This is a genomic window from Gordonia sp. 'Campus' (genome assembly GCF_022206305.1).
Classification (GTDB): Bacteria; Actinomycetota; Actinomycetes; order Mycobacteriales; family Mycobacteriaceae; genus Gordonia.
The window spans coordinates 180,948-206,791 of sequence record NZ_JAKOIW010000001.1; the positions used below are offsets into that span (position 1 = coordinate 180,948).

Genomic DNA, 25,844 nt, shown 5'->3' on the forward strand with positions numbered 1-25,844 from the left:
GCACGCGGGTGTGGCGTCGGCCACATCAAAAATGTGACCTCGTCCAGGTCACAGGTGTTACCACCTCGTGTTCGAGTCGAATCCACCCACCACGTCTCCCGTCGCTGCGGCCGGACAGGCAAAATCAATGGGGAGATGTCACCCGAGTCCATCCCCGGCGTGATATCGGTAAAACCGGACCCACAAGGTCGCAGCAGAGTCGAACCCAAGACAGAATCGAGAACACATCGCATGAGTGCCGAACAGCCGACCATCATCTATACGCTGACCGACGAGGCACCCATGCTCGCCACTCACGCGTTCCTGCCGGTGGTGCGAACGTTCGCCGGGGCGGCCGGGATCACCGTCGAGACCAGTGACATCTCGGTCGCGGCTCGCATCCTCGCCGAATTCTCCGACCTCCTGCCCGACGACCAGAAGGTCACCGACAACCTCGGTGAACTCGGCAAGCTCACCCAGGCCTCCGACACCAACATCATCAAGCTCCCGAACATCAGCGCATCCGTCCCCCAGCTCCTCGCCGCCATCAAGGAATTGCAGGAGAAGGGTTACGACCTCCCCGATTTCCCGGGCAACCCCAAGACCGACGAGGAGCGCGAGATTCGCGACCGGTACACCAAGTGCCTGGGTAGCGCGGTCAATCCCGTTCTGCGCGAAGGAAATTCGGATCGCCGCGCACCCCGGGCGGTCAAGGAGTACGCCCGGAAGCACCCGCACAGCATGGGCGAGTGGTCGATGGCGTCGCGCACCCACGTCGCCCACATGCGCGAGGGGGATTTCTACCACGGCGAGAAGTCGATGACCGTGGAGGGCGACCGCAAGGTCAAGATGGAGCTCCTCACCGACTCCGGCGAGACCCTCGTCCTCAAGCCCGAGGTGTCGCTGACCGACGGCGACGTCATCGACAGCATGTTCATGAGCAAGAAGGCCCTCATCAAGTTCTACGAGGAGCAGATCGAGGACGCCTACAAGACCGGCGTGATGTTCTCGCTCCACGTCAAGGCGACGATGATGCGCGTCAGCCACCCGATCGTCTTCGGTCACGCCGTCAAGGTCTTCTACAAGGATGCGTTCGAGAAGCACGGCGACCTGTTCGACGAGCTGGGCGTGAACGTCAACAACGGCCTCTCCGATCTGTACAGCAAGATCGAGTCCCTCCCCAGCGCGCAGCGCGAGGAGATCATCGACGACCTGCACAAGTGCCACGAGCATCGTCCCGAGCTGGCGATGGTCGATTCGGCGCGCGGCATCACCAACTTCCACTCCCCCAGCGACGTCATCGTCGACGCCTCGATGCCGGCCATGATCCGCGCCGGCGGCAAGATGTACGGCGCCGACGGCCGCCTCAAGGACACCAAGGCCGTCAACCCGGAGTCGACCTTCTCCCGCATCTACCAGGAGATGATCAACTTCTGTAAGACCAACGGGCAGTTCGACCCCACCACGATGGGCACCGTCCCCAACGTCGGCCTGATGGCGCAGAAGGCCGAGGAGTACGGCTCGCACGACAAGACCTTCGAGGTCCCCGCGGGCGGCACCGCCAACATCACCGATCTGGAGACCGGCGAGGTCCTGCTGACCCAGACCGTCGAAGAGGGCGACATCTGGCGTCTGTGCATCGTCAAGGACGCCCCGATCCAGGACTGGATCAAGCTGGCCGTCAACCGCTGCCGTGATTCCGGGATGCCGGTGCTGTTCTGGCTGGACCCGTACCGCCCGCACGAGAACGAGCTGATCAAGAAGGTCCACAAGTACCTGCCCGAGCACGACACCGAGGGCCTCGACATCCAGATCATGTCGCAGGTACGCGCGATGCGGTACACCCTCGAGCGCGTCGTCCGCGGCCTCGACACCATCTCGGCCACGGGCAACATCCTGCGCGACTACCTGACCGACCTGTTCCCGATCCTGGAGCTCGGCACCAGCGCCAAGATGCTGTCCATCGTCCCGCTGATGGCCGGCGGCGGCCTCTACGAGACCGGCGCGGGCGGCTCGGCACCCAAGCACGTCAAGCAGCTCATCGAGGAGAACCACCTCCGCTGGGATTCGCTCGGCGAGTTCCTCGCGCTCGCGGTGAGCCTGGAGGACGTGGGCAAGAAGTTCGACGACAAGCGTGCCGTCATCCTGGCGAAGGCCCTCGACACCGCCACCGGCAAGCTCCTCGAGAACGACAAGGGGCCGTCGCGCAAGACCGGCGAACTCGACAACCGCGGAAGCCAGTTCTACCTGGCGCTCTACTGGGCGCAGGAACTCGCCGCCCAGACCGAGGACTCCGATCTCGCGAAGCACTTCGCCTCGCTGGCCGAGACCCTCGCCGCCAACGAGGACAAGATCGTCGAAGAGCTCAACTCCGTGCAGGGTGAGCAGGTCGACATCGGCGGCTACTACTACCCCGACTGGGACAAGACCGCCGCCGTCATGCGTCCGAGTTCGACGTTCAACGAGGCGCTGGCAGCCGCACAGGGCTAGATCACCCGCTCCCATGTGGCGAGAGGTGCCGGTTGCGGCGCCTCTCGCCACTTCTGTGTGACAGGTATACCGTCGGGAGCCATGGACACGGACACCGCCGACGTCAACTTCTACTTCGACCCCGTCTGTCCGTTCGCCTGGATGACGAGCAAATGGGTACGCAAGGTTCAGGCCCGTCGTGACTACGCAGTCGACTGGCGGTTCATCTCACTGCGACTGCTGAACGCGCACATCGACTACGACGCCCACTTCCCACCCGAGTACGAGGCCGGGCACACCGCCGGGCTCAGACTCCTGCGGGTGGCGGCGAGCATCCGCCGCGAGCACGGACGCGCCGCTATCGGCCAGCTCTACGAGGCCCTCGGAACCCGGATCTTCGACGCGCACACCGGTTCCTACACGGTCGACGCCACCGACTTCCGCGGCACCGAGGACTTCCTGAGGCCGGTGCTCAGCGAACTGGATGTGCCGGCGAGCCACCTCGCCGCCCTCGACGACACCGGCTACGACGCGGAGATCCAGGCCGAGACCGACGAGGCCCTCACGTTGACCGGCCGCGACGTGGGTACGCCGATCATCCACTTCCGACCGCCCGAAGGCGTTGCGTTCTTCGGGCCAGTGATCAGCCGGCTACCCGGCGACGACGAGGCGATCACCTTGTGGGACCACGTGATCGGGTTGGCGAGCTTCCCTGGCTTCGCCGAGCTCAAGCGCAGCCTGCGGGAGAAGCCGCAGCTGCGTGCCTTCGGCGTGACCGATGACGAGACGGGCGTCGAGGAGGACTGGCACGGCGGAAGCCGACGCCTCAAGAAGTAGTGTGCGCCAGCCTATTTGAACGGGTTCAGCGTCCGGCCGAGGAAGTACTGGACACCCGGCGGAATCGGCCGCGCGGCCGCGGTGGCCAGCTTGTTCACCTTGCCCGTCACGCACACCGCGTCGCCTTTCATCACCGCGTTCCACCCTTCGCGCACGACGTCCTCCGGTTCTTGCCACAGGACTCCAGGCAGTCGATCGGCGGTCTTGCGGGTCTCGGCGCCCATCGCATCGTGGAACTCGCTTCTGGTGAATCCGGGACACAGGGCCGTCACGTGGATCCCGTGCGGCTTCAGTTCCATGTCGAGAGATTGCGACATCAGCAGCACGTACGACTTGATGGCGGTGTAGAGCAGGCCCTCCGCGGGAGGCAGCAGAGCGGTGATGGACGACAGGTTCACGATCCGCCCCCACCCGCGCTCCTTCATCCCCGGGGTCACCCGATGGGACAGTTCGGTCAGTGAGGTCAGCATGAGTTGCAGCTGACCTCCCACCTCCTCCCACGGCGTCTCGGCGAACTTGGTGCTCAACGACATCCCGGCGTTGTTGATCAGTACATCGATCCCCAGCCCCAGTTCCTCGGCCCGCTCCATGATCCCCGCCGGGGTCGCGGGATCGGACAGGTCGCCCGCGAACACATCACACCGGATGCCGTGGTCGCCGTGCAGTTGTGCGGACAACTCGTCGAGCCGTTCGGCTCGGCGGGCGACCAGCAGGAGGTCGTATCCCTGTGCGGCGAGATGCGATGCGAAGGTCTTGCCGATCCCGGCGGATGCGCCCGTGATCAGCGCGGTGCGGCGGTCTGGTGTCGTGCGGCGAGCTGATGACATGCGGTCGCTTCCTGTCGACGGACGATGCCGCGAGTTCTACCAGACCACTCGCGCCCAGCTCGGACGGCGAAGGCGTTTTGTTCCATCGGACGAGGGCCGGGTCAGGGCACCGGTCCGTAGGGGTGCCACCCGGACGGATTCCACTTGCCGCCGCGCTCTCCGCGGACCTCGCGCAGACTGGTGCCGACGTATCGAGCCTCCAGCTCCGGGTCGGGTCTCCCGGTGTACACCCAGCGCTTCGGGTCCAGGTTGCCCTCGGAGTCGCGAAAGGACTCCCAGTAGTCGACGCGATGGACCGCGCGGACGAGATCGTCGGCGAAGACGAGGACGGGCAGGTCCGGCACGGTCCGGTGCGGGCCCGCGCGCCAGGCGCTCCGGGCGTGTTCGTAGATGACGTCGGCGGTGGCGTCGCTGCGGGCCGCCGCGTCGACCTTCACCAGCACGCACGGCTCGGGCAGCGGCGGGGACACCGGTGCCGCGTATCGCAGGACCAGTTCTTCGACAGGCCAGGGCTTTTCGGTGTGCGTCGCGTCGTGCCCCGTCGCGTGTGGTTCCGCCCCCGCCAGCATGACGCCGTCGAGTGCGGCGCCATGCAGCGAAAGTGCCTGCGACTCGCTCGTTTCGATGGTTTTCACGTCGTATCGCAGAATCCAGTGCTCGACGCCGAAGCCGTCGGCGTCGATGTCGCGGACATGGTCCTCGATCGCGGCCGCGACGTGTGCCGGCTCGTCGTCGCCGACGATGTCCGCCGGGTCGGGCACCACCCCGGCCACTGCGGCGGCCGCGTAGCGGTACACGCGATCACCGCGACCCACGCCCACGTGGAACACCGACGCGTCCCGCGGGTCGACGAGCGCATACACGTAGCTACCGAGGACCGACTTCGCTTCGTGAGGAATCGGTTTCGGCGGACCGGGCGCCGGAACCGCGACCGGCCGCAGGAGGGCGAGCACCTCGTCGACGACCGACGGTCGCACCCCGAGCCCTCCTCCGGTGACCCCGCCGAAGACGACCTCGCCGGCACGCTCCCGGTCGACGAACCGACGGCCCGCGAAGCGATCGACCGCACGTAGCACGTCGGAGATCTCCGCCCGACGCGCCGCCGCGCTTCGCGACGCCGTCCGCTCATCATCGGGGTCGAGCATCTCTGCGAACGCCGACGAGGAGAGGAAGGTGTCGAGTGCCGTCCGCGGCAACTCGACAGCATCGATTCGGCGCATCGCGCGGGCGGGCTCGGTCGCGTCGTCGGGGGGCCGTCGCGTCATGGTCGCATGATGCCAGCATTCGGACCGGAAACCGGACAGGCAGTAGTGTACTTTTGTACATGTACATACGTACATCAAGATGGAGAGGACACCGCCCGTGATGACCGAGGCCCCACCTCGCCGCCGCCGGGATCCCGAGGAGCGTCGTCGCACGATCATCGAGGCCGCAGCCACCCTGATCACCGAGGTGGGTTCGGACGGTCTGACGCATCGCCTGGTGGCCCGGCGAGCCGGTGTGCCGCTCGGCTCGACGACGCAGTACTTCGCCACGCTCGAGGATCTGCGCGGGGCTGCCCTCGCCCACCTCGCCGACGACATCGACTCGGGTCTGGCGGAAGTGGCCGACACGCTCGAGCAGCACGGCCCGTCGGCGGTGGTCTTCGCCGAGGCGCTGCACGACTACATGTCCGACGAGCGCCTGATGCGCGCCGACCTCGCACTCGTGTCGGCGGCGGTCATCGATCCCTCACTCCGACCCCTCGCGGTTCGCTGGCCCGACGGACTCATCCAGATGCTCGCGCCCCATGTGGGGTCCACCGCCGCCCGCGCGATCGCCGCCTACACCGACGGGGTGGCGATGCATGCACTCCTGTACGGGACACCGGTGTCCGTCGGCGACCTGACCGCCACCCTCACCTCCCTGACCTCACTTGCCTCACCGGGCACTTCCTCACCGGGCACTTCCTCACCGGGCACTTCTTCACCGCGCACTTCTTCACCGCGCACTTCTTCACCGACGGCACCGAACCGGAGACGACCATGACCCAGCACTCATCGAACGCGACGGGCGCTGCGCAGCCGGGCCTGTCCTTCCGGCGCCGGTGGGCGTCGGCCGCGGTGCTGTCGGCCAGTCTGCTGGTGATCACCGTCGACCTGACGATCCTCAACGTCGCACTCCCAGACCTGGCGGGCGACCTCCGCCCGACCGCCGATCAGCAGTTGTGGATCATCGACGCCTACTCTCTCGTCCTGGCCGGCCTGCTGCTGTCCATGAGCTCACTCGCCGACCGGTGGGGCCGAAAGCGGATGCTGGTCACCGGTTTCGCGATGTTCGGGGGCGCCTCGGCGCTGGTCCTGCTGGCCGACTCGCCCGAGGCGGTCATCGCGGTGCGGGTGCTGCTGGGGGTCGGCGGCGCCATGATCATGCCGACCACGCTGTCGCTGCTGCGCAGCATCTTCACCGACCCGGCCGAGCGCGCCACCGCACTCGGACTGTGGGCCGCGGTCTCAGGTCTCGGCGCGGCCGTCGGACCAATCGTCGGCGGCGTTCTGCTCGAGTACTTCTCATGGCGGGCCGCGTTTCTCGTCAACGTCCCGCTGATGGTCGTCGCCATCGCCGCCGCCCTGGTGATCCTGCCGGAGTCGAAGCACCCGCAGCCGGGCCGGTGGGACGCCCTCGGTGCCCTGATGTCGATCGTCGGCATGGTGGCGCTGGTCTGGGCGATCAAGCGGTTCGCCAAGGAGGAGAGCCTCCTCGCACCGGCGGCCTGGTTGGCCCTGCTCGGCGCGATCCTCGTCCTGACCCTGTTCGTGCGACGCTGCCTGCGTCGCACCGAACCGCTCCTCGACGTCTCCCTCTTCCGCAGCCGGCCGTTCAGCGCCGGTGTCCTGGCCGCGCTCGGTTCGATGTTCGGCCTGGCAGCAGCACTGCTGCTGCTGGCGCAATGGCTCCAGCTGGTCGAGGGCCACTCCCCGATCGCGGCCGGCATCCGGTTGCTGCCGGTGGCGGGAGCGGCGATCGTGTCCTCGATGATCGCCGCCCCGCTGTCCCGCCTGATCGGCGCGCGTGCCGTCGTGGCCGGCGGCATCGGCATCGCCGGTGTCGGCATGGCGCTGATGTCGCTCGGTTCCGACGGACTCGGTTACGGCACGGTAGCCATCGCCCAGGTCCTCGTCGGCTTCGGCATCGGCTCGCTGGCGATCGCGTCGGCGATGATCATGGCCGGTACACCGGATGCCAAGGCGGGCAACGCCGCCGCCCTGGAGGAGACCGCGTACGACCTCGGCAACGTGCTCGGCGTCGCCATCCTCGGAAGTGTCGCGTCGATTCTGTACCGGTCCACGCTGACGGCCGAACCGATCCCCGGCGTGCCGGCCGAGGCGACCGACGCAGCCGCCGAATCCCTCGGTGCCGCCATGGGTCTCGCCGAGGCGGCCGGTGCGCCGGGCCTCGCGGAGCGTGCGGCGACCGCGTTCACCGACGCCATGCAGGAGACGAGCCTGATCGGCGGGCTCACGCTCGTCGCCGTCGCCGCGGCCGTCTTCGTGCTCGTTCCGCGCGGCACGGATGTCACGGCCGCGCAGCACTGACGCCCGTCACGACGCGGTGACGACCGCCTCGGCCGAGGGGAGAACAGCATCGCGCACCCGCACCGGTCGCGGGAGCAGACCGTTCGCGTGGAGGAGGTCGGCGGCACGCTGCTGCTCGTCGAGGAAGTCCTCCGTGACGGGCCCGATTCCGAACGGCCGGTTGCGGATGGCGGCCTCCCAGGCGTCGAGACTGGCGTCCCCACCGCGATCGACGACGTCACGGACGAAATACTCGGCGGCCTCGCGGGGATGGTCGACGATCCACTGATCCGACTCACGGAGCGCGTCGACGATGGCGGCCAGTTCCTCGGAATGCTGTTCGGCGAAGTCGCGTCGCGTGAACCACAGCGACGGGTGACTGAACAGGCCTTCGGTGTCGATCAAGGTCCGGAGTTCGAGGTCGCGTTCGACGGCGGCCAGGCCGGGGTAGGCGCCGACCCAGGCGTCGATCTCACCATTGCGGAAAGAGTCGGCGCCGTCGGTGACCGAGGTGTTGACGGGAATGATGTCGCGCCAGGTCAATCCGACCGAGTCGAGCGCGAACAGCAGCAGGGTCGTCTGCCACGAACCGTGGGCGATGCCCACCCGCTTGCCCTTCAGCGCGGTCACCGAGTCGATGTCCGAGTCTGCCTTCACGACGAGACGCCCGTTCTCGGTACGCGGTCCGGACACTCCGACGTAGACCAGGTCGCGCTCCTGCGCCAGGCCGGTGATCGGCGGCGTGAAACCCGTGCCGATGAAGTCGTATCCGCCCTCGGTGAACAGCCAATCCGAGTGCAGGGTGGGCAGACCGGACGTCGGGTCGGGATCCGGCGACGCGGGCAGACTCCGCAGGTCCACCCACTCGACGTCGATGCGCTTCTCGAGGATGCCCCGGTGACGGAGCACGAACAGGGAATTGTTGTGCGGGAAGTAGCCGACTCGAACGGTCATTGTCTCTCCTCAGTGTGGGGTGGTGTGGGCGGTTCAGAGTTCGGGGATGAGACCGCGTTCGCGTGCCTCGGGCAGCAGACCGCTGCGCTTCCACTGCACCTCGAGGTTGGTGGGGTGGAACTCCGCGGATCCACCGAGTCCTTCGGCGATCGCCTGGAACTGGGCGCCCTCCTCCAGCAGGACGATGAACTTCGCGGTGTCGAGCAGTCCCCGACGGCCGATCACGTTGGACCCGCCGTTGGCTTCGAAGATCGCGGCGAGGTGCGGATCCTCCTGAAGCCGGTCGAGGATGAACTCCGACGCCGGCTGGTGGCGGTTGATGTGCGGCTTGATCTCCCGGGACAGCGTGAGCCGTTGCGAGGCCGCATACCGGATCGGGAGGGTTCGGTGGGTCTGCGCCCAGGCACCCAGCCATGGCGTGTGGATGTGCACGACGGTCGTGATGTCCTGGTGGGCCCGGAACACCGGTGCGTAGGACGTCACGAAACCCGCTGCGCCCGAACCGGACAGGATCTCCCCGTCGAAGGTCGCGACCACGGGGTGCACGGTCAGGTCGTCGGCCCAAGGGCCCGGGTCGTTCAGCGCGACAGCGATCTCACGGCCGGGTACGCGTTCGACGAAGTTGGCGGTGCCGTTCGCCGACACCGTCCCGGTGGTCCGGAAGACGTCGAACGCCTTCTGTGCGTGCTCAGTCGCCTCGGCGACGAATTCGGCGACCTCGCGGTCGAGGCCGGTTTCTACGGTGGTCATGTCTCTCCTTGCGATGAAATGGGTTGTCTGTCTTCGACGATGGCGTGATAGAGAAAGCGCCGCTGCTCAGGCCACGCCCAACGCGGAACCGGCGGTGTTCTCGGCACGGCCGAGCCGCGATCGTCCCAGGAGCGGGAGGACCTCCTCACCCACTCGATAGGCCTCTTCGAGATGGGGGTTGCCCGCCAGGATGAAGGCGTCGACGCCGAGATCGATCAGCTCGTCGAGTCGTTCGGCGACCTGCTCATAGCTGCCGACCAACCCGAACGCCGGGCCGCCGCGCATCAGGCTGAATCCGCACCACACGTTGGGCTGGACCTCGAGATCGGAATAGTGGGTGATGTTCTCGGGCACCCAGCCCTTGATCCGGCCTGCGCCGACGGAGTCGCCCTGCGCCTGGCGGTTCGCCGCCGCGCGGTCGACGTGCTGCCAACCCTCGGCGATCTCCGCCCACGCCGCCTCGGCGGTGTGCCGGGCGAGCACGTCGATGCGGACCGCGAACCGCGGACGCCGTCCCAGCCGCGCCGCGTGCTCGCGCACCCCGTCGAACTTGGCACGCAGATCCGCGAAGGGTTCGAGCCAGGACAGGTAGTAATCGGCGTGGCTGCCCGCGGCGTTGACCGCGGCGCCGGACGACCCGGAGAAGTAGATCTCCGGAAACGGTGTCTCGGCGAGTTGTGGTGGCAGCACCGCACCCTCCGTGGAGAAGAAGTCGCCGTCGTAGTCGAACGGCTCACTCCCCCACACTCCCTTGAGGACGTCGAGGAATTCGCTGGTCCGGCGATAGCGGTCGTCGTGGGCGACCTTGTCACCCCACCACAGCTGCGCCGGGCCGCCGCCCCCGCTGATGATGTTGTAGACGAGGCGTCCTCCGGTCGCGCGCTGCAGACCGGCCGACATCCGGGCGGCCTGCAGCGGATGCAGGAACCCCGGCTGGAACGCGACCATGAACCGGTACGTGCTGGTCTCTCGGGCCAGCGCCGCAGCAGCCGCCCACGGATCGTCGGTCCCGGGGAACGACGGGAGCAACCCGCCGACGAAGCCGGCGCTCTCCGAGGCCTTGGCCACGGCCGCCATGTGGTCGATGTAGCTGTAGGAGTCACGTTCTCCCGCACGGATCGCCGGCGTCAGGTTGCCCGGCTGGACGCCGCGCCAGTCGCCCCGGTTGAGCCGGCGCGGCGTGCGCAGGGTGGCATGGTCGCCACCCATGCCTATCCGCCAGTAGAAGTCGATGGTCATGGGTCTCCGCTCGTCGATGGAGGAAACGGGTCGGTCAGGGAACGGTCAGGACAAGACGCGGTTTCGTTCGTCCGCCCGGAAGAGGAGGTGCTCGGTGTTGCGATTGAGTTCCTCGATGTTCGGTATGCCGGACAGGACGAACCGCTCGAAACCCTGCTCGGACAGTGCGACGATCCGTTGCGCGACCTCGTCATACGAGCCGACCAGACCGATCGGGTGCCGGTGGCCGATCCGGTCGAACCCGGCGAACGTGAGGTCGTCGACCCAGAGATCCTCCGCGCGGATGTCGGCGTCCGCGCCGTAGGCGTCCCGCCATTGACGGCGCAGGCGTTGCACCGCCTCGTCTTTCGTCGCGCGTGCGATCACCGGTAGGTAGAGGCCCGCCTGGACGGTCCGTCCGAGTGCGGCAGCCCGTTCGGAGAGCGGTCCGATCGCGGGTGCCGCGCCGGTCGAGGACAACTCGAACAGATGGATGTCGCCGTGCTTGGCCGACAGCGCGAGCGCGTCGTCGCTCTCCCCGGTCAGGCGGACGGTCGGGAATCGATGACCGTACACCGACCGGTCGAGCCCGCCGTCGATGACCTCGTAGAACTCGCCCGCGTGGTTGAACTCGCCACCGTCGAAACCACCCTCACGGGCTCCGGCCCCGTCCCACACCCCTTTCGCCACGGTCAGGAATTCGTCCGCCCGGCGGTAGCGCGCGGTTTCCGTCAGTCGATCTCCGCGAGCCCGGTTGTCCGCGGCGTCGGTCACCACGCGCACCTGCCACTGCAGCCGGTCATCGAAGTTCCGCTGCAGGGTCGCCGACACCTTCGCCGCGTAGACGGGCGTCCCGAAACCGGGATGGAATTCGACGGCGACGCGCGCATGTCGTGTGCGTCGCAACGCGATACCCGCCAGGATCCACGATTCCTCTCCGGCGGGGTCGTACGGGGCGATCACCGTGTCGTAACCAGCCGTGTCGATGGCGGTGATCACCTGCTCCGTCGGATCGAACGGATCCCACCGGCCACCCGCTCGGAGGTCGGTGGCCACCGCGGACCCGGGCGAGGGCGCCCAGCCACCGCGGTGCCTTCCGACGGAGCCGACGTGCCTGCTGTCGCCGCGAGTCGGCACCTCCCATTCGAAGGCGACCATCACGCTTCTCCGGAGAGCTCTGAGATGGGGGTGGCCCCACCGATCTCGGCGCGCGCACGCCGCAGCGGCTCGACGTCGACCCAGCTCTCGATGTCGAAGTCGGCCGGCAGGAAACCATAGGTGTAGAGGAAGCGCTTCTGGACTCCCAGCAGATCCAGCCGCTCCTCGGAGAGCGATGGGTGTAGCGAGGTGTGGAAGCCGTCGCCGTACGCCGCCACGACGCCTTCTGGCCCCGAGAACGTCTCCTGCGCAAGCACTTCACGGACCGTTCCGAGGTTTCCGGCCGCCCAGTCCGCCGCACGGAGGCTGGCGGCGAGGAAACCGACGACAACCTCGGGATGATCCTGCAGGAGCGACTCGTGGACGGTGATCGGCCGCGGCGTACCGTTGTTGACCCGCGACCGCCTCGACTCGGTCGAATCGAGATCGACGAGGACCCGCAGACCGTGCTCGGCGGCGGCCTCGGCGGCCCGGGCACCCTTCACGTAGATGGCGTCGACGTCACCGTTGAGCAGTTCCGGGAAACCGGACGGCACCGATCGCAAGCGGGCCGCCTCCTCCGTGCGTACGCGCGGTTCCCAGTTGCCGGCCGTCTCGACGACGATCACGTCGCCGAACGAGAGTCCGGCGAGTGCCAGCGCGGAGGCGAAGCCGTGCAACGACATCGCGCGCGGAAAGCTGCGTGCCTGGTCGACCGCCCACGCGGGAATGCCAACTCGTTTGCCACGGAGCCCGGCCGCATCGTCGATGTCGGAGTCGGGTCCCACCAGAATCGACTGCGACTCGTCGATCCAGGTCAGTCCGATCAGACGTGTCGGCGAACCCGAGGCGCGGGCGACGATCGCCGGCACGTTGCCGCCTTCGCGGATCAGGCCCGACAGCTGATGATCGAAGTGGCGGGGAGCGAGTTCGGCGCCCGCGTCCTGGAGGATCGAGAATCCCAGGCCCGCAGCCGATGCCGGCTCACCGAGCCAGCCCAGGCTGTTCGCCAGACCGCTCGCGGTGGGGACCGGGCACCGGGTGTACCAGACGGTGTCGGTGTCGGGAGAGGTCGCCGGTGCCGCTGCGGTGTCAATGGGTGTCGCGCTGTCGATGGACATGATGTTCCTCAACTCTCGGTGTCGGGATGTATGCGGCCGACGCCGAGCTCACGGAGGAACTCGGCCCGGTAGCGGAGCGATTCGGGGTCGGAGCGGTCACGCGGGCGGGGCAGGTCGATGTCCTCGTCGACGCCGAAGGTGCCGTGCGACAGGATGATCACGCGGTCGGCCAGCCGGACCGCCTCGTCGACATCGTGGGTCACGAGAAGCACCGCGGGCTGGTGTCGGGCCACCAGATCGCCGACCAGGTCCTGCATCTGGAGCCGGGTGAGGGCGTCGAGTGCCGCGAACGGTTCGTCGAGCAGCAGCAGTTCCGGTTCGCGGACGAGTGCCCGCGCCAACGCGACCCGCTGTGCCTCACCGCCAGACAGTGTCGACGGCCAGGCCTCCGCCTTGTCCGCCAGGTTGACCTCCGCCAGCGCGGCCCGGCCGCGGTCCTTCGTGGCCTTACCGCCTCGCTGGCCGATGGTCACGTTGGCCAGCGTCCGCTTCGAGGGCACCAGCCGCGGCTCCTGGTACACGGTCGTGCGTGCGGCGGGCACGAGGATCTCGCCGGAGTCGGGCTCTTCGAGGCCGGTCAGCAGCCGCAGCAGCGTCGTCTTCCCGGTACCCGATGGGCCGAGCAGCACCACGAACTCGCCGCGCCTGATGGTCAGGTCGACCGAGTGCAGCACGGTCTTCGGACCAAAGGTCTTGGTCACGCCGGTCAGCGAGACAGCAACCGGCTGGCCCGCACGACGTTCGCGCGCGGTGACCTGCGTCGGCCGGCGATCCAGGAGTGGGGGCAGCGGAGCCTCCGGGCTCATCGGACGGTCACCCCCGCCCGCCACGGCATCGAGTACGTCTCGAGGATGCGGACGATCAGGTCGAAGACCAGTCCGAGGATGGCGTACAGCACCACACACAGGATCATGTAGTCGGTGCGGTTGTAGTCCTGCGCCAGACGCACCAGATAACCGATCCCCTCACGGGTGCCGACCTGCTCGGCGGCGATCAGTCCGGTGATCGAGATCGACAGGCAGATCCGCAGTGCCATCAGGATTCCCGGCAGCGCCGCCGGAATGATCACGCCGAGGATCAGACGGCCGCCGGTGAGTCCGAAACCCTGTGCTGCCTCGATCATCTTGCGGTCGACGTTGCGAACCCCGAGGTAACTGTAGGCGTACATCGGCGACACCGTGGCGACGGCTATCAGCAGCACCTTGAAGGTGTTGTCGATGCCGAACCAGGCGATGAACAGGGGCACCAGTGCGAGGAACGGGATGGCCCGGTTGATCTGCATCGTCGAGTCGATGAGTTCCTCCCCCAGCGTGTACAGGCCGGCGAGCACACCGAGGACGAGACCGGCACCGACGCCGAGACCCACACCGAGGGCGGCTCGTTCCAGCGACGCCAGCGCGAAGTCGACGAGCTGGCCGGTACGGAACAGCTCGACGAACGCGTCGAACACCGCTCCGGGCGAGGCGAGTACCGCCGGCGAGATGGCTCCCGTGGCGGTACCGATCCACCACACTGCAACGATCACCCCGGGCACGAGGAACCGCAGAGGCAGCGAGAGCCAGAGGGGCCGGTTGCGTTGCCTCCGAATCCGCGGGGTCTCCAGACCGATCTGCGACACCGGCTGCGACGCAGCGCCTCCCGCCGCGGTCCGGTTCACCGTTGCCGAGGTCACTTCTGTCCGCTCTCGTACTTCTGCAACTGTGCGGGCAGATCGAAGAAGATGTCCTCGGCGGTGACCGGCTTCGGGATCACGCCGGCTTCGACGAACAGTGCCGACACCGATTCGAGGTCCTCACCGTCTTCCGCCGTGGGGTAACGCGGAGTCGACGCGTCGGCGCCGAGGGCGAGGGCGCGGGTGAGCCGGTCGCCGCTGAGCGCCCGAGGACCCGCCTTCTCGAAGACGTTCTCGTAGTCGTCGGGATTCGCCCGCTGCTGATCGGTCAACTGCTGCAACGTCTTCAAGTACACGTCGGCGACGTCGGGCCGCTCTTCGAGCACCTCGGTCCGGAAGGCGACGATGGTGTTGTCGACCGAACCGATGCTCTCCTCGGAGGCGATCTCGACCCCGCCGGCAGCCTTCGCCTCCTGGTAGGGCTGGTTGAAGGACGCCCACGCGTCGACCTGACCGGTGGAGAACGCCGACCCGGCCTCGGCCTGCTGCAGGGGCACCCGCTCGACCTTGTCGAACGGAATACCCGCCTGCTGCAACGCCTTCAGCGTGATGTACTCACCCTTGCCCGCCGGGTTGACCGCGATCCGCTTGCCGACGAGGCCGGCGACATCGGTGACCCCGGAGTCCTTGGTGACGAGGATGCCGTTCTGGTCCTTGCCGGCCGGGTCGGCCACGGCGATGATCTTGACGCCGACGTTCTTGGACAGCGCTCCGACCACCGGGCTGTAGGCCCCACCGGACACATCGAGCTGGCCGGTGTTGAACAACTTGAGGTTCGACGAGAAGCCCGGTGTCGACTTGACCCACTCGATCTTCGCCCCCAGCGGCGCCAGCGCCTCGTCGAAGGTCCCGTCACGTTTGCCGACAGCCAGTGGCCCGGCGTTGCCCGGGTCGGTCACCTTGAGCACGTAGTGACCACCACCGGCGCCGCCGTCCGAGTCGCCCGACGCACACCCGGTGGCGACGGTGAACAACGCTGCCGCTGCGACCGCGGCGGCGGCGAGGCGAAATCGTGGGGTTCCGGGCATGAAGGGCTCCTGTTCGACAGGTGGAGACCGTGTTCAGGCGAACACGAGGACTGGGCTACCGCAGACGTTATGTGGACGGGGACGCCGCGCACACCTCTGCGTTTCCATCAGTTGGAAAGCTTGACAACTTCGCCGAAGGCTGGGTCAGCCGGCGCGTAGCTCTCCCACAGATCGCGGTACGGACCCGGCCTCGACACCAGATCGGCATGGCGCCCGACCTGGACGGCCCGGCCGTCGCGCATCACGACGACCCGGTCCGCCCACGCGGCGGTGGTGAGTCGGTGCGCCACGAGAACCGTTGTGCGGCTGCGCGCGACGGCTTGCAGCGCGGCGAGCACCTGGGCTTCGGTACCCGGATCGATGTCGGAGGTCGCCTCGTCGAGGATCAGCAGGTCCGGCTCGACGAGTTCGGCGCGCGCGAGACAGATCAGTTGCTGCTGTCCCGCAGACAGGGTGGCCCGGCCCGGCCCGACCGGCGTCTGGTAGCCGAGCGGAAGGGCCGCGATGCTCTCGTGCGCGCCGACCGACCTCGCCGCGCGCTCGATCTCCGCCTGCCCGGCGTCGGGACGCCCGAACGCGATGTTGGAGGCGACCGTCCCGGCGAAGAGGTAGGGATCCTGGGGCACATAGGCGATTCCCGGCCGGGTGCGCGGTGAGCCGGGATCACGCAGGTCGACGCCGCCGACTCGGACGACGCCGCGGTCGGGCGAGTGGAACCGCAACAGCAGCTTCATCACGGTGCTCTTGCCCGCGCCGGTCGTGCCGACCACGGCCGCGGTCTCGCCGTCGGGGATGGCCAGGTCCAGCCCGTCGAGCGCAGGACGACCCCGCGTCCGCGTCGTCGACGAGTAACCGAACACCACCCCGTCGAATTCGACTGCCGCGCCGCTTGGTCCGGCTGTTCCGGTCGCCTCCGGCCGCACGTCCGCGTCGGCGGATGTGTCGACAGGGGTGTCGAGGAAGCCGCGCATCCGCTGAGTGCCGACCCGAGCCTGAATCCAGAGGTCGAGCACGATCGACAACTGTTGGAGCGGGGTGAAGAACAGATCGACGTAGAGGAGCGCGGCGACCAGCACACCGGTGGTGAGCGTGCCCGCGTCCATGAGATGCGCGCCGACGATCAGGATGAGCGCCTTGGCCACCACCGCGAGCAGGTTCAGGAAGGGGAAGAACACCGAGATGTAGAGCATCGAACGGCGGCGCGCGTCGCGGTAACGTCGCGAGTGCCCGTCGAAGGCCCCCGTCGCCCACTCCTCGGCGTTGTGCGCCTGGGTGACCCGCACCCGCCCGAGGTGTTCGGAGAGCAGCGCGGTGACGGTCGCGATGCGTGAACGTGCCTGCAGGTAGGCCCGATTCGAGCCTCGGACGAAGACCCACGACCCCACCGCGAGCAACGGGATGGTGACGAGCATCGCGGCCGCAAGCCGGATGTCGAGCAGGGCCAGCACCGCCAGGATGCCGGCACACGTGCACACGTTGACGATCGCGTTGACCATGCCCTGCGTCATCAGCTGCCCGACCGCGTCCACATCGCTGGTCAGCCGGGTGACGATGCGGCCCGACTGCCGCCCGTCGAAATAGTCGATGCGCAGTCGCTGCAGGTGCCCGAACAGCCGGAGCCGCAGCGCGAAGAGCACCCGCTCGAAGACCCGCGACGCCCGCAGCGCCAGCACCCACGAGTTCAGCCAGGACACCAGCGCGATCACCAGGACGATCGCGCTGGTCACCCAGAACACGGTCGTCGCGTCCACCGAGACACCCTCGTCGATGGCGTGGCGGAAGAGGGCCGGGACGGCCAGCGTCGTCGCCGCGTCGACGATGACCAGGACGACGCACAGCGCGACGGGCCACCAGAACGGCCGCAGGGAACCGGTCAGTCCGAAGACCCTGGTGCGCGCCGACCTCGGCGGCGGACGGTCGTCGCCGGGTGCGGGCACCTCGGTCAGCGGCGGGAGCGCCAGGAGCGCCTCGCGCAGGTGCGAGTCCACCTGCTGGACCTGCTTGCCGCTCTCGTCGGCGTCGAGACCCAACCGGGCCCGGACCACCGGGTCGGCGCCGGCCTCGTCGACTTCCGGCCAGCTCTCCGCACTCGGGATCGCCTGCCCTTCGTGAGGCCTGGTCGCGCCCCGGACCGCGCCGCCGGCCAGGAGCTCCGCGACGCGCGGGTCGGCGAGCACCTCCGACGGCGGACCGTCGTGCGTGATGCGACCTGCCTCGAGGACGATGACCTGGTCGGCGAGTTCGGTCGTCGCCGGCCGGCGCGCGATCAGGATCGTGGTCCGGCCGACCATCAGCCCTTCCAGGCCCGCCAACACCGTCCGCTCGGTCGTCGGGTCGAGCGCCGACGTCGTGTCGTCGAGGATCAGGACCGCCGGGTCGGCGAAGAAGGCGCGGGCGAGCGCAATCCTCTGGCGTTGACCGCCCGACAACGAGATCCCGCCCGGCCCGACCACGGTGTCGTAACCCGCGGGCAGCCGCTCGATGAACTCATCGGCCGCGGCGGCGCGGGCAGCAGCGGCGATTCCCGCGTCGTCGGCCGGGGACCCCATCGCGATGTTGTCGCGGAGGGTGCCGGAGAACAGCAGGCTCTCGTCGAACACCATCATCACCGCCGACCGCACCGACCGTGGCGACACGGCGCGCAGGTCGGTGCCGCCGATCCGCACCGTTCCCCGATCGGGATCGAACTGGCGGGCGATGAGTGCGCCGAAGGTCGTCTTGCCCGCGCCGGACGGACCGATGATCGCGACCCGGCTGCCCGGGGCGATCGAGGTGGTCACACCACGCAGGACGGGGTGGCCGCCGAGCGCCAGGTCGACATCGGTCACCTCGATCGTCCCGCCCGGCGACGGGAGATCCGGACCGGTGTGGTCCACGGCCGGCACGGTGTCCAACAGCGCGAACATCCGGCGCGCCCCCGACCGAGCCAGCTGCATCGTCGTCACCATCGCCGCGAGCAGCCGCGCCGGAGGCGCGAATTGCAGCACGTAGGAGGCGAATGCGAGGAAGACACCCACCGAGACGTGCTCGTTCATGGCTAGCCAACCGCCGACCACCAGGACGCCGAGCTGGGTGAAGACGGGGATCGCGACCATCGCCGCGCTCCAGCGCGCCGAGATCCGCGCACTGCGCAGCCGCGAGGAGAACAGGCGGGTCGCGCGGGCGCGGAACCGATCCAGCCGCGTCGACTCCTGACCGAACGCCCGGATCAGTTCGACCCCGGCGATCTCCTCGTCGACCGCCGCGGCCACCTGGCCCAGCAACACCTGATCGCCGAACGACGCGGGATACAGTTCGCGGCGGAGCCGGCGGGTGACCCAGAACAGGACCGGGACGCTGGTCGCCACGACCACGAACAGCGGCGGGGACAGCGTGAACATCACGATCAGCCCGACCGCGAGCAACGTCAGGTTGGCGACGAACAGCGGCACCTGCGAGAGGAACATCTGGATCAGGTTGAGATCCGACGTGCCCCGCGAGATGACGTCGCCCGCAGCGAGTTCCGCGCGGCGTCGCGCATCGAGCGCGTGCAGGTGACGGTGGACCGCAACCCGCAGATCGTGCTGCACGTCGACGGCGCACCGGCTGCCGATGTAGCGGCGCAGCGCGTGGGAGACGAAGCTCAGCACGCCGATGGAACACAGGATCGCGATCCAGAACGCAAGGGACTGCGTCGGGTCGAGCAGGACGTCGTCGACGATGATCTGTTGGACCAGCGGCACCAGCGCCAGCAATCCCTGCCCCACCACCGCGAGCACGAGCGCCACCGACACCCGCCCGCGGTACGGGCGGACCCACTGCCAGAGCCGTCGCAACCAGCCCGCTCCACTCTCGTCGGTCACACGTCTCCTCGTCGATCTCGCGATTGCCCTGATTGCTGAACTGCCGAGCTCGAACCGCGCTGATCCTGATCTCGACGGCTCACTCCGCGAGGAGTATCTTCCGAATAGTGGAAAGTGGCCAGGCACTGAATCAGGCCGATTTCTAATCGGGAGGCACGGAGGCGATGGCGGGTTCTGGTGTGCAGACCGTGTCGAGGGCGCTCGCCGTTCTCGGCTGTTTTCGCGGCGGGGACGAGCTCGGCGTCACGGATGTGGCACGCGCACAGGGCCTCGCCCTCAGCACGACGCACCGGCTGCTGACCGCGTTGGTCGACGCCGGCTTTCTCGAGAAGACCGCGGAGGGCAGCAGATACCGCCTCGGCGGCGCGTTGGCGCAGTACGGCCAGATCGCCTACCGCCAGCACCGGATCTACCTCACCGAACCGCACCTGGAACGGCTCGCGGCCACCACCGGCGCATCGGCCTCGGTCGCGATGCGATACGGCAACGAGGTGGTGCTGCTGGGTACCAGCCGCTGGCGCGAAGCGGAGGGGCATGCACTCCAGGGCGTCCTGCTCCCGCTGCACGCCTCCGCACTCGGCAAGGCGCTGCTCGCCTTCTCGAATGTCGGTCAGGACGAGCTCGAACGTCTCCCCTACCTCGACGGCACCGACCGCGCCGTGCGGACCGCAGACGAACTCGCCAAGGAACTGACCCTCACCCGCGAACGGGGATATGGCTTCAACGACGAGGAGCTGAGCCCGGGCCACCGCACCATCGGGCTCCCGATCTTCCCCGCATCCGACGACCAGGAGGTGCGCTTCGCGTTGGGCATCCGTGGGGCAACCGAACTCATGAGCCCAGAACGCATCCCGTTCCTCGTCGATCTCGGGCGGTCCACCGCTCGCGACATCGGCGTCGCGCTGGCGCAGTGAGCGAAGAGGTCTAGACTCGAACCCGTGCCAGCCTTCAGCCCCCTCGAATGGCCGGTGTTCCGCCAGCTGCGGTCGGGCGACGTCTTCGGACGCGGACCGGCGGTCACGTCGGCGAAGACACGCGGCATCGAACCGCGCACCGCCACCGCGGACCGCGTGGTCCAGAGCGTGTGCCCGTTCTGTGCGGTCGGTTGCGGACAAAAGGTGTACGTGAAGGACAAGAAGGTCGTCCAGATCGAGGGTGATCCCGACTCACCGATCTCGCGCGGCCGCCTCTGCCCCAAGGGGGCGTCGAGCGAGCAGCTGGTCAACAACCCGATGCGGCAGACCGCGATCCGCTACCGCGCCCCGTATGCGACGGAGTGGCAAGACCTCGACCGCGACACCGCGATCGACATGATCGCCGACCGTTTCCTCGAAGCCAGGCGCCGCGGATGGCAGGACACCGACGACGAGGGTCGGTTGCTCCGGCGCACGATGGGCATCGCCTCGCTCGGTGGCGCCACCCTCGACAACGAAGAGAACTACCTGATCAAAAAGCTGTTCACCGCCGCGGGTGCGATCCAGATCGAGAACCAAGCACGTATATGACACTCCGCCACGGTTCCCGGTCTGGGGGCCTCGTTCGGACGCGGCGGCGCAACGCAATCACTGCAGGACATGGCCAACGCCGATTGTATCGTCCTCATGGGCGGCAACATGGCCGAGGCGCACCCGGTGGGTTTCCAGTGGGTGTCGGAGGCGAAAGCCAAGGGCGCAAGGGTCATCCATGTCGACCCGCGCTTCACCCGCACCTCCGCGGTGGCGGACAAGCACATCTCGATCCGTGCCGGTTCTGACGTCGTCCTGCTCGGCGCGCTGATCAACTACGCCATCACGCACGAGAAGTACTTCCGCGAGTACGTCGTCGCCTACACCAATGCGGCGACCCTGGTCTCGGAGGACTTCCGCGACACCGAGGACCTCGACGGCCTCTTCTCCGGTTTCGACACCGAGACCGGCGAATACGACGCCTCCAGTTGGGCATACGAGGAACCGGCCGCCCAGTCCGACGACGGTGGAGGCGGCGAGGACGGCAAGGTCGAGTCGCCCGGACACCCCGACGACGGACCTCCCGTCAAGGACCGCGCCGTCGGCCACGAACACGGATCCGGTGGACCGCCGCTCGAGCACGGCGCCACGGTGCGCGACGACTCGCTCGAACATCCGCGCAGCGTGTTCCAGATCGTCAAGCGCCACTACTCGCGCTACACCCCCGAGATGGTGCGCGACATGTGTGGCATCTCGGTACGCGACTTCGACTATCTCGCCCGGGCCGTCACCGACAACTCCGGACGCGAGCGCACCACCTGCTTCGGGTATGCGACTGGATGGACCCAGCACACCTTCGGTGCCCAGTTCATCCGTGCCGCATCGGTTCTGCAGCTGCTGCTCGGCAACATCGGTCGCCCGGGCGGCGGGATCATGGCGCTCCGCGGCCACGCGAGCATCCAGGGTTCCACGGACATCCCCACCCTGTTCAACCTGTTGCCCGGTTATCTACCGATGCCCTCGGCAGGCAAGCACGACAGCTTCGACGAGTACATCGACGCCATCACCTCGAAGGCCGAGAAGGGTTTCTGGGCCAACGCCGAGGACTACACCGTGAGTCTCCTCAAGGCGTGGTTCGGCGACGCCGCGACCGCCGAGAACGACTGGTGTTACGACTATCTGCCGCGACTCACCGGCCCGGCGGGCACCTTCCAGACGACCGTCGACATGCTCGCCGACAAGGTCGACGGTTACTTCGTCCTCGGTCAGAACCCCGCAGTGGGTTCGGCCAACGGCCGCCAGGCGCGGATGGCGATGTCGCACCTCAAGTGGCTCGTCGTCCGCGATCTCAACATGATCGAGACGGCCACCTGGTGGAAGGACGGACCGGAGATCGAGTCCGGCGAGCTACGCACCGAGGACATCGCCACCGAGGTGTTCTTTCTGCCCGCGGCCACGCATGTCGAGAAGGCCGGCTCGTTCACCCAGACCCAGCGCATGGTCCAGTGGCGTCACCAAGCCGTCGAGCCACCGGGCCAGTGCCAGAGCGAGATGGACTTCTTCTACGAGCTCGGACGGCGCATCCGCGAACGTCTCGCCGGGTCGACCGACGATCGCGACCGTCCGCTGCTGGACATCACCTGGGACTATCCCCTCGACCAGCACGGCAACCCCGATCCCGAGGCGGTGCTGTCGGAGATCAACGGCTACCACGTGACCGGTCCCGACGCAGGCAAGAACCTCACGTCCTACACCCAGATGCGACGCGACGGCTCGACCGCGGGCGGCTGCTGGATCTACACCGGCGTCTACACGGGCTCCGACACCGACGGGCCGTCGAACTCCGCCGCCCGCCGGGTCCCGCAGGGCGGTGGCGGTGTCACCCAACACGAGTGGGGCTGGGTGTGGCCCGCGGATCGTCGAATCCTCTACAACCGCGCATCGGCCGACCCCGACGGCCGGCCGTGGAGCGAACGCAAGCGGTATATGGAATGGGACGCCGACGCCGGTCGATGGGTCGGTCCCGACGTACCCGACTTCCCCGTCGACCTCGCACCCGACGCCCGGCCCGACCCCTCGGTCGGGGGCGTCGAAGCCCTGTGCGGCGACGATCCGTTCGTCATGCAGGCCGACGGCAAGGGCTGGCTCTACGCCCCGCGCGGATTGGTCGACGGCCCGCTCCCGACGCACTACGAGCCGCAGGAATCGCCCGTGGTCAATACGCTGTATCCGCAACAGCAGTCGCCCGCGCGGGTCCTGTTCCCCCGCGTGGACAACCTCGACGCGCCGAGCGGCGATGCCCCGGGCTCCGAGGTGTATCCGTTCGTGTTCACCACGTACCGCCTCACCGAGCATCACACCGCCGGCGGCATGAGCCGGTGGTCGCCATACCTCTCGGAGCTGCAACCGGAGATGTTCTGCGAGATCTCGCCCGAGCTGGCCGCCGAGCGCGGCCTGACAAACGAGGGCTGGGCCACGATCGTCTCGCCGCGCGGCGCGATCGAGGCACGCGTGCTGGTGACCGACCGCATGATGCCGCTGACGATCAACGGCCGGCAGGTACATCAGGTCGGTCTCCCTTACCACTGGGGCGTCGGTTCCGACGCGGTGGTCAGCGGTGACGCCGCGAACGACCTCATCGGGGTCACACTGGATCCGAACGTCCAGATCCAGGAATCCAAGGTCGGTTCGTGCGACGTCGTCGCCGGCCGCCGGCCGCAGGGTCGGGCACTGCTCGACCTGGTGCGCGCCTACCAGGAGCGAGCCGGGGTCACGGTCGAGACAGACAATCAGCACATCACCGGGAAGGTGGACGAGTAGATGGGGCAGCTGTCCGGACCCTCCGACCCCAGTGTCGACGCGCACTGGGCCACGCACGAATCACGAAAAGGGTTCTTCACCGACACGTCGATCTGCATCGGTTGCAAGGCCTGTGAGGTGGCCTGCAAGGAATGGAACTCCAACCCGCGCGACGGCGACCTGGCGCTGACCGGGATGTCGTACGACAACACCGTCGCCCTCGGTGCGAGCACCTGGCGTCACGTCGCCTTCATCGAACAGAACTCCGACCGCATCGCCGAGGCCCGCGAATCGGGCCGCATGCTGGTCGGTCTCGGGATGCCCGCCATGCCCGAACCCGAGGGGTCCGGTGGTGCCGATCAACCGGTCGGTACCACCGGAGGCCCCCCGGACACCCCCGAGTTCCGCTGGCTGATGTCGTCGGATGTCTGTAAGCACTGCACCCATGCGGGGTGCCTCGACGTCTGCCCGACCGGCGCGCTGTTCCGCACCGAGTTCGGCACCGTGGTGATCCAGGACGACGTCTGCAACGGCTGCGGAACATGCGTCGCCGGATGTCCGTTCGGCGTCGTCGAACGTCGCGCCGACGGCACCGCGGCCCCGACGACGCGTTCCGGAGAGCGCAAAGGTGAACAGCCCGAGGTGCCCAAACGCGGTGTCGCACAGAAGTGCACGCTCTGCTACGACCGCCTGGTCGACGACGAGACGCCCGCGTGCGCCAAGACCTGCCCGACCACGTCGATCAAGTACGGCGACCACGACGACCTGGTCGACGACGCCCACGCCCGGGTGCGGGCGCTGCACGATCAGGGCATGACCGAGGCGCGGCTGTACGGCGCCAACCCGAATGACGGTGTGGGAGGCACGGGTTCGGTGTTCTTGCTGCTCGACGAACCGGAGGTCTACGGGCTGCCGCCGGACCCGCGGGTGTGCACCGCCGACCTGCCGGCCATGTACAAACGCGCCGGGATCGCCGCGGCCGGGATGCTCGCCGCCGCTGCACTCTCGTTCCTGCGGGGCGGCCGATGACCTCGTCGGAGTTCGATTCGTTCCGCCCCCCGGAGCCGCCCCGGCGGCGCGGGCGGGGGTTCGGCCGTGGCGGAGAACGCAAGCAACGCAAGAATTTCGGGCAGGGCGACGGCAACCGAGAGATGTCGATGGTGCCCGACGCCGAATTCACTTCGTACTACGGACATCCGGTGGTCAAACCGCCGCCCTGGGACGAGAAGGTCGCCGCCTACCTGTTCCTGGGCGGTGTCGCCGGCGGCTCCGGTGTACTCGCCGCCGGCGCACAGCTCACGGGACGCGATGTGTTGCGCCGCAACGCCCGTCTCGGCGGTCTGGGCGCGGTGGGTCTGGGCGCGATCGCACTCGTCGCCGATCTGGGCCGCCCCGACCGGTTCTACAACATGCTGCGGACGTTCAAGGTGACCTCGCCGATGAGCGTCGGCTCGTGGATCCTGTCGGCGTTCAGCGGTGCGCTCGGCGTGGCCGCGGTCGGCGAGATCGACCGGATGACCGGGGCACGTCTCCCGTTGGGGCCGCTACGTCCGGTGCTTCGCGCCGTCGAGGCCCCCGCCGGACTGGCGGCGGGTCTCGCGGGACCGCCGCTCGCGGTCTACACCGCGGTGCTGCTCTCCGACACCGCCGTGCCGACCTGGAACGCCATGCACCGCGACCTGCCGTTCGTGTTCGTCAGTTCGGCGAGCCTGGCGTCGAGCGGGCTGGCACTGGTCACCACGCCCACGCGCCAGGCGGCCCCGGCGCGCACCCTGGCCGCCATCGGCGTGATCGGCGACCTCACCGCGATGCGACTCATGGAACACCGGATGGACCCGGTGACGACCGAACCGATGCACGACGGTACCGCCGGAAAGCTGCTGCGGTGGAGTGAGCGACTGGCCGTGGCCGGCGGCGTCGGCGCCCTCCTCAGCAGCCGGTCCCGGCCGCTGGCCGTCGCGTCGGGACTGGCGTTGCTCGCCGCGTCGGCGTGTACACGTTTCGGCGTCTTCGACGCCGGGATCGAATCCGCGAAGAACCCGCGCTACACCATCGAACCGCAGAAACGGCGCCTCGCGGCCCGTCGCGCCGCCGGGATCACCGACGACTCCATCACCACCGGGCCGCCCGCCCCCTGAATGTGGGGCGCCTCCTGCTCCCTGACGTGCGCAGAGCACCGAGACCCAGCTCCCTGAGGTGCGCAGAGCACCGA

General features: G+C 68.3%; 19 protein-coding genes. 8 read left to right on the forward strand and 11 right to left on the reverse strand.

The window, feature by feature from the left end:
* The first annotated feature begins 231 nt into the window (after positions 1-231).
* The gene (locus MAY35_RS00840) at positions 232-2,469 is read left to right on the forward strand and encodes an NADP-dependent isocitrate dehydrogenase (protein ID WP_238418732.1); all 2,238 of its coding nucleotides are present in this window, start codon (positions 232-234) and stop codon (positions 2,467-2,469) included.
* An 81-nt stretch (positions 2,470-2,550) separates the two neighbouring features.
* The gene (locus tag MAY35_RS00845; protein ID WP_238418733.1) at positions 2,551-3,285 is read left to right on the forward strand and encodes a hypothetical protein; all 735 of its coding nucleotides are present in this window, start codon (positions 2,551-2,553) and stop codon (positions 3,283-3,285) included.
* Positions 3,286-3,296: 11 nt separating this feature from the next.
* Here MAY35_RS00845 and MAY35_RS00850 read toward each other — a convergent pair whose 3' ends face one another.
* Together MAY35_RS00850 and MAY35_RS00855 are read right to left on the reverse strand one after the other, a co-directional pair.
* Positions 3,297-4,112, reverse strand: coding sequence for an SDR family oxidoreductase (locus tag MAY35_RS00850; protein ID WP_238418734.1), 816 nt, complete (start codon positions 4,110-4,112; stop codon positions 3,297-3,299).
* Between the two features lie 101 nt (positions 4,113-4,213).
* Positions 4,214-5,323 carry a GIY-YIG nuclease family protein gene (locus MAY35_RS00855; RefSeq protein ID WP_238418969.1) on the reverse strand — a complete coding sequence of 370 codons (1,110 nt, stop codon included), beginning with the start codon at positions 5,321-5,323 and terminating at the stop codon, positions 4,214-4,216.
* 154 nt (positions 5,324-5,477) lie between these two features.
* Here MAY35_RS00855 and MAY35_RS00860 point away from each other — a divergent pair, with 154 nt between their 5' ends.
* Positions 5,478-6,140: a TetR/AcrR family transcriptional regulator gene (locus tag MAY35_RS00860; RefSeq protein WP_238418735.1), complete on the forward strand. Its 663-nt coding sequence runs from the start codon at positions 5,478-5,480 to the stop codon at positions 6,138-6,140.
* Positions 6,137-7,687, forward strand: a complete 1,551-nt coding sequence (locus MAY35_RS00865) for an MFS transporter (RefSeq protein WP_238418736.1) — start codon at positions 6,137-6,139, stop codon at positions 7,685-7,687. The genes MAY35_RS00860 and MAY35_RS00865 overlap by 4 nt, the downstream gene beginning before the upstream one ends.
* 6 nt (positions 7,688-7,693) lie before the next feature.
* On the opposite strand, the gene MAY35_RS00870 is transcribed toward MAY35_RS00865, so the two are convergent.
* The 9 genes from MAY35_RS00870 to MAY35_RS00910 form a co-directional block, all read right to left on the reverse strand.
* Positions 7,694-8,620: an ABC transporter substrate-binding protein gene (locus MAY35_RS00870; RefSeq protein WP_238418737.1), complete on the reverse strand. Its 927-nt coding sequence runs from the start codon at positions 8,618-8,620 to the stop codon at positions 7,694-7,696.
* A gap of 33 nt (positions 8,621-8,653) precedes the next feature.
* Entirely contained in the window at positions 8,654-9,370 is a 717-nt protein-coding gene (locus MAY35_RS00875; protein WP_238418738.1) for a class II aldolase/adducin family protein, read from the reverse strand.
* A gap of 66 nt (positions 9,371-9,436) precedes the next feature.
* Complete coding sequence (locus tag MAY35_RS00880; RefSeq protein WP_238418739.1) at positions 9,437-10,609, reverse strand: LLM class flavin-dependent oxidoreductase; 1,173 nt, start codon at positions 10,607-10,609, stop codon at positions 9,437-9,439.
* Positions 10,610-10,654: 45 nt separating this feature from the next.
* Positions 10,655-11,746, reverse strand: a complete 1,092-nt coding sequence (locus MAY35_RS00885; protein ID WP_238418740.1) for an LLM class flavin-dependent oxidoreductase — start codon at positions 11,744-11,746, stop codon at positions 10,655-10,657.
* Entirely contained in the window at positions 11,746-12,846 is a 1,101-nt protein-coding gene (locus MAY35_RS00890) for an ABC transporter substrate-binding protein (protein WP_238418741.1), read from the reverse strand. The genes MAY35_RS00885 and MAY35_RS00890 overlap by 1 nt, the downstream gene beginning before the upstream one ends.
* An 8-nt stretch (positions 12,847-12,854) precedes the next feature.
* Positions 12,855-13,652 (reverse strand): ABC transporter ATP-binding protein, encoded by a 798-nt coding sequence (locus MAY35_RS00895; protein WP_238418742.1) that lies wholly within the window; start codon positions 13,650-13,652, stop codon positions 12,855-12,857.
* Positions 13,649-14,518, reverse strand: a complete 870-nt coding sequence (locus MAY35_RS00900; RefSeq protein ID WP_238418743.1) for an ABC transporter permease — start codon at positions 14,516-14,518, stop codon at positions 13,649-13,651. The genes MAY35_RS00895 and MAY35_RS00900 overlap by 4 nt, the downstream gene beginning before the upstream one ends.
* Complete coding sequence (locus MAY35_RS00905) at positions 14,515-15,546, reverse strand: NrtA/SsuA/CpmA family ABC transporter substrate-binding protein (protein ID WP_238418744.1); 1,032 nt, start codon at positions 15,544-15,546, stop codon at positions 14,515-14,517. The genes MAY35_RS00900 and MAY35_RS00905 overlap by 4 nt, the downstream gene beginning before the upstream one ends.
* Before the next feature lie 107 nt (positions 15,547-15,653).
* Entirely contained in the window at positions 15,654-19,388 is a 3,735-nt protein-coding gene (locus MAY35_RS00910; RefSeq protein WP_238418745.1) for an ABC transporter ATP-binding protein, read from the reverse strand.
* Between the two features lie 164 nt (positions 19,389-19,552).
* On the opposite strand from MAY35_RS00910, the gene MAY35_RS00915 reads away from it, so the two are divergent.
* From MAY35_RS00915 to nrfD, 4 genes are read left to right on the forward strand one after another with little or no spacing between them, the layout of a single operon-like run.
* Complete coding sequence (locus tag MAY35_RS00915; RefSeq protein ID WP_238418746.1) at positions 19,553-20,302, forward strand: IclR family transcriptional regulator; 750 nt, start codon at positions 19,553-19,555, stop codon at positions 20,300-20,302.
* A 24-nt stretch (positions 20,303-20,326) separates the two neighbouring features.
* Positions 20,327-23,653: a formate dehydrogenase gene (gene fdh, locus MAY35_RS00920; RefSeq protein ID WP_238418747.1), complete on the forward strand. Its 3,327-nt coding sequence runs from the start codon at positions 20,327-20,329 to the stop codon at positions 23,651-23,653.
* Positions 23,654-24,661, forward strand: a complete 1,008-nt coding sequence (locus MAY35_RS00925; RefSeq protein WP_238418748.1) for a 4Fe-4S dicluster domain-containing protein — start codon at positions 23,654-23,656, stop codon at positions 24,659-24,661. It abuts the gene before it with no gap.
* Entirely contained in the window at positions 24,658-25,770 is a 1,113-nt protein-coding gene (gene nrfD, locus MAY35_RS00930; protein WP_238418749.1) for an NrfD/PsrC family molybdoenzyme membrane anchor subunit, read from the forward strand. Before MAY35_RS00925 ends, nrfD begins: the two co-directional genes overlap by 4 nt.
* Positions 25,771-25,844: the final 74 nt, after the last annotated feature.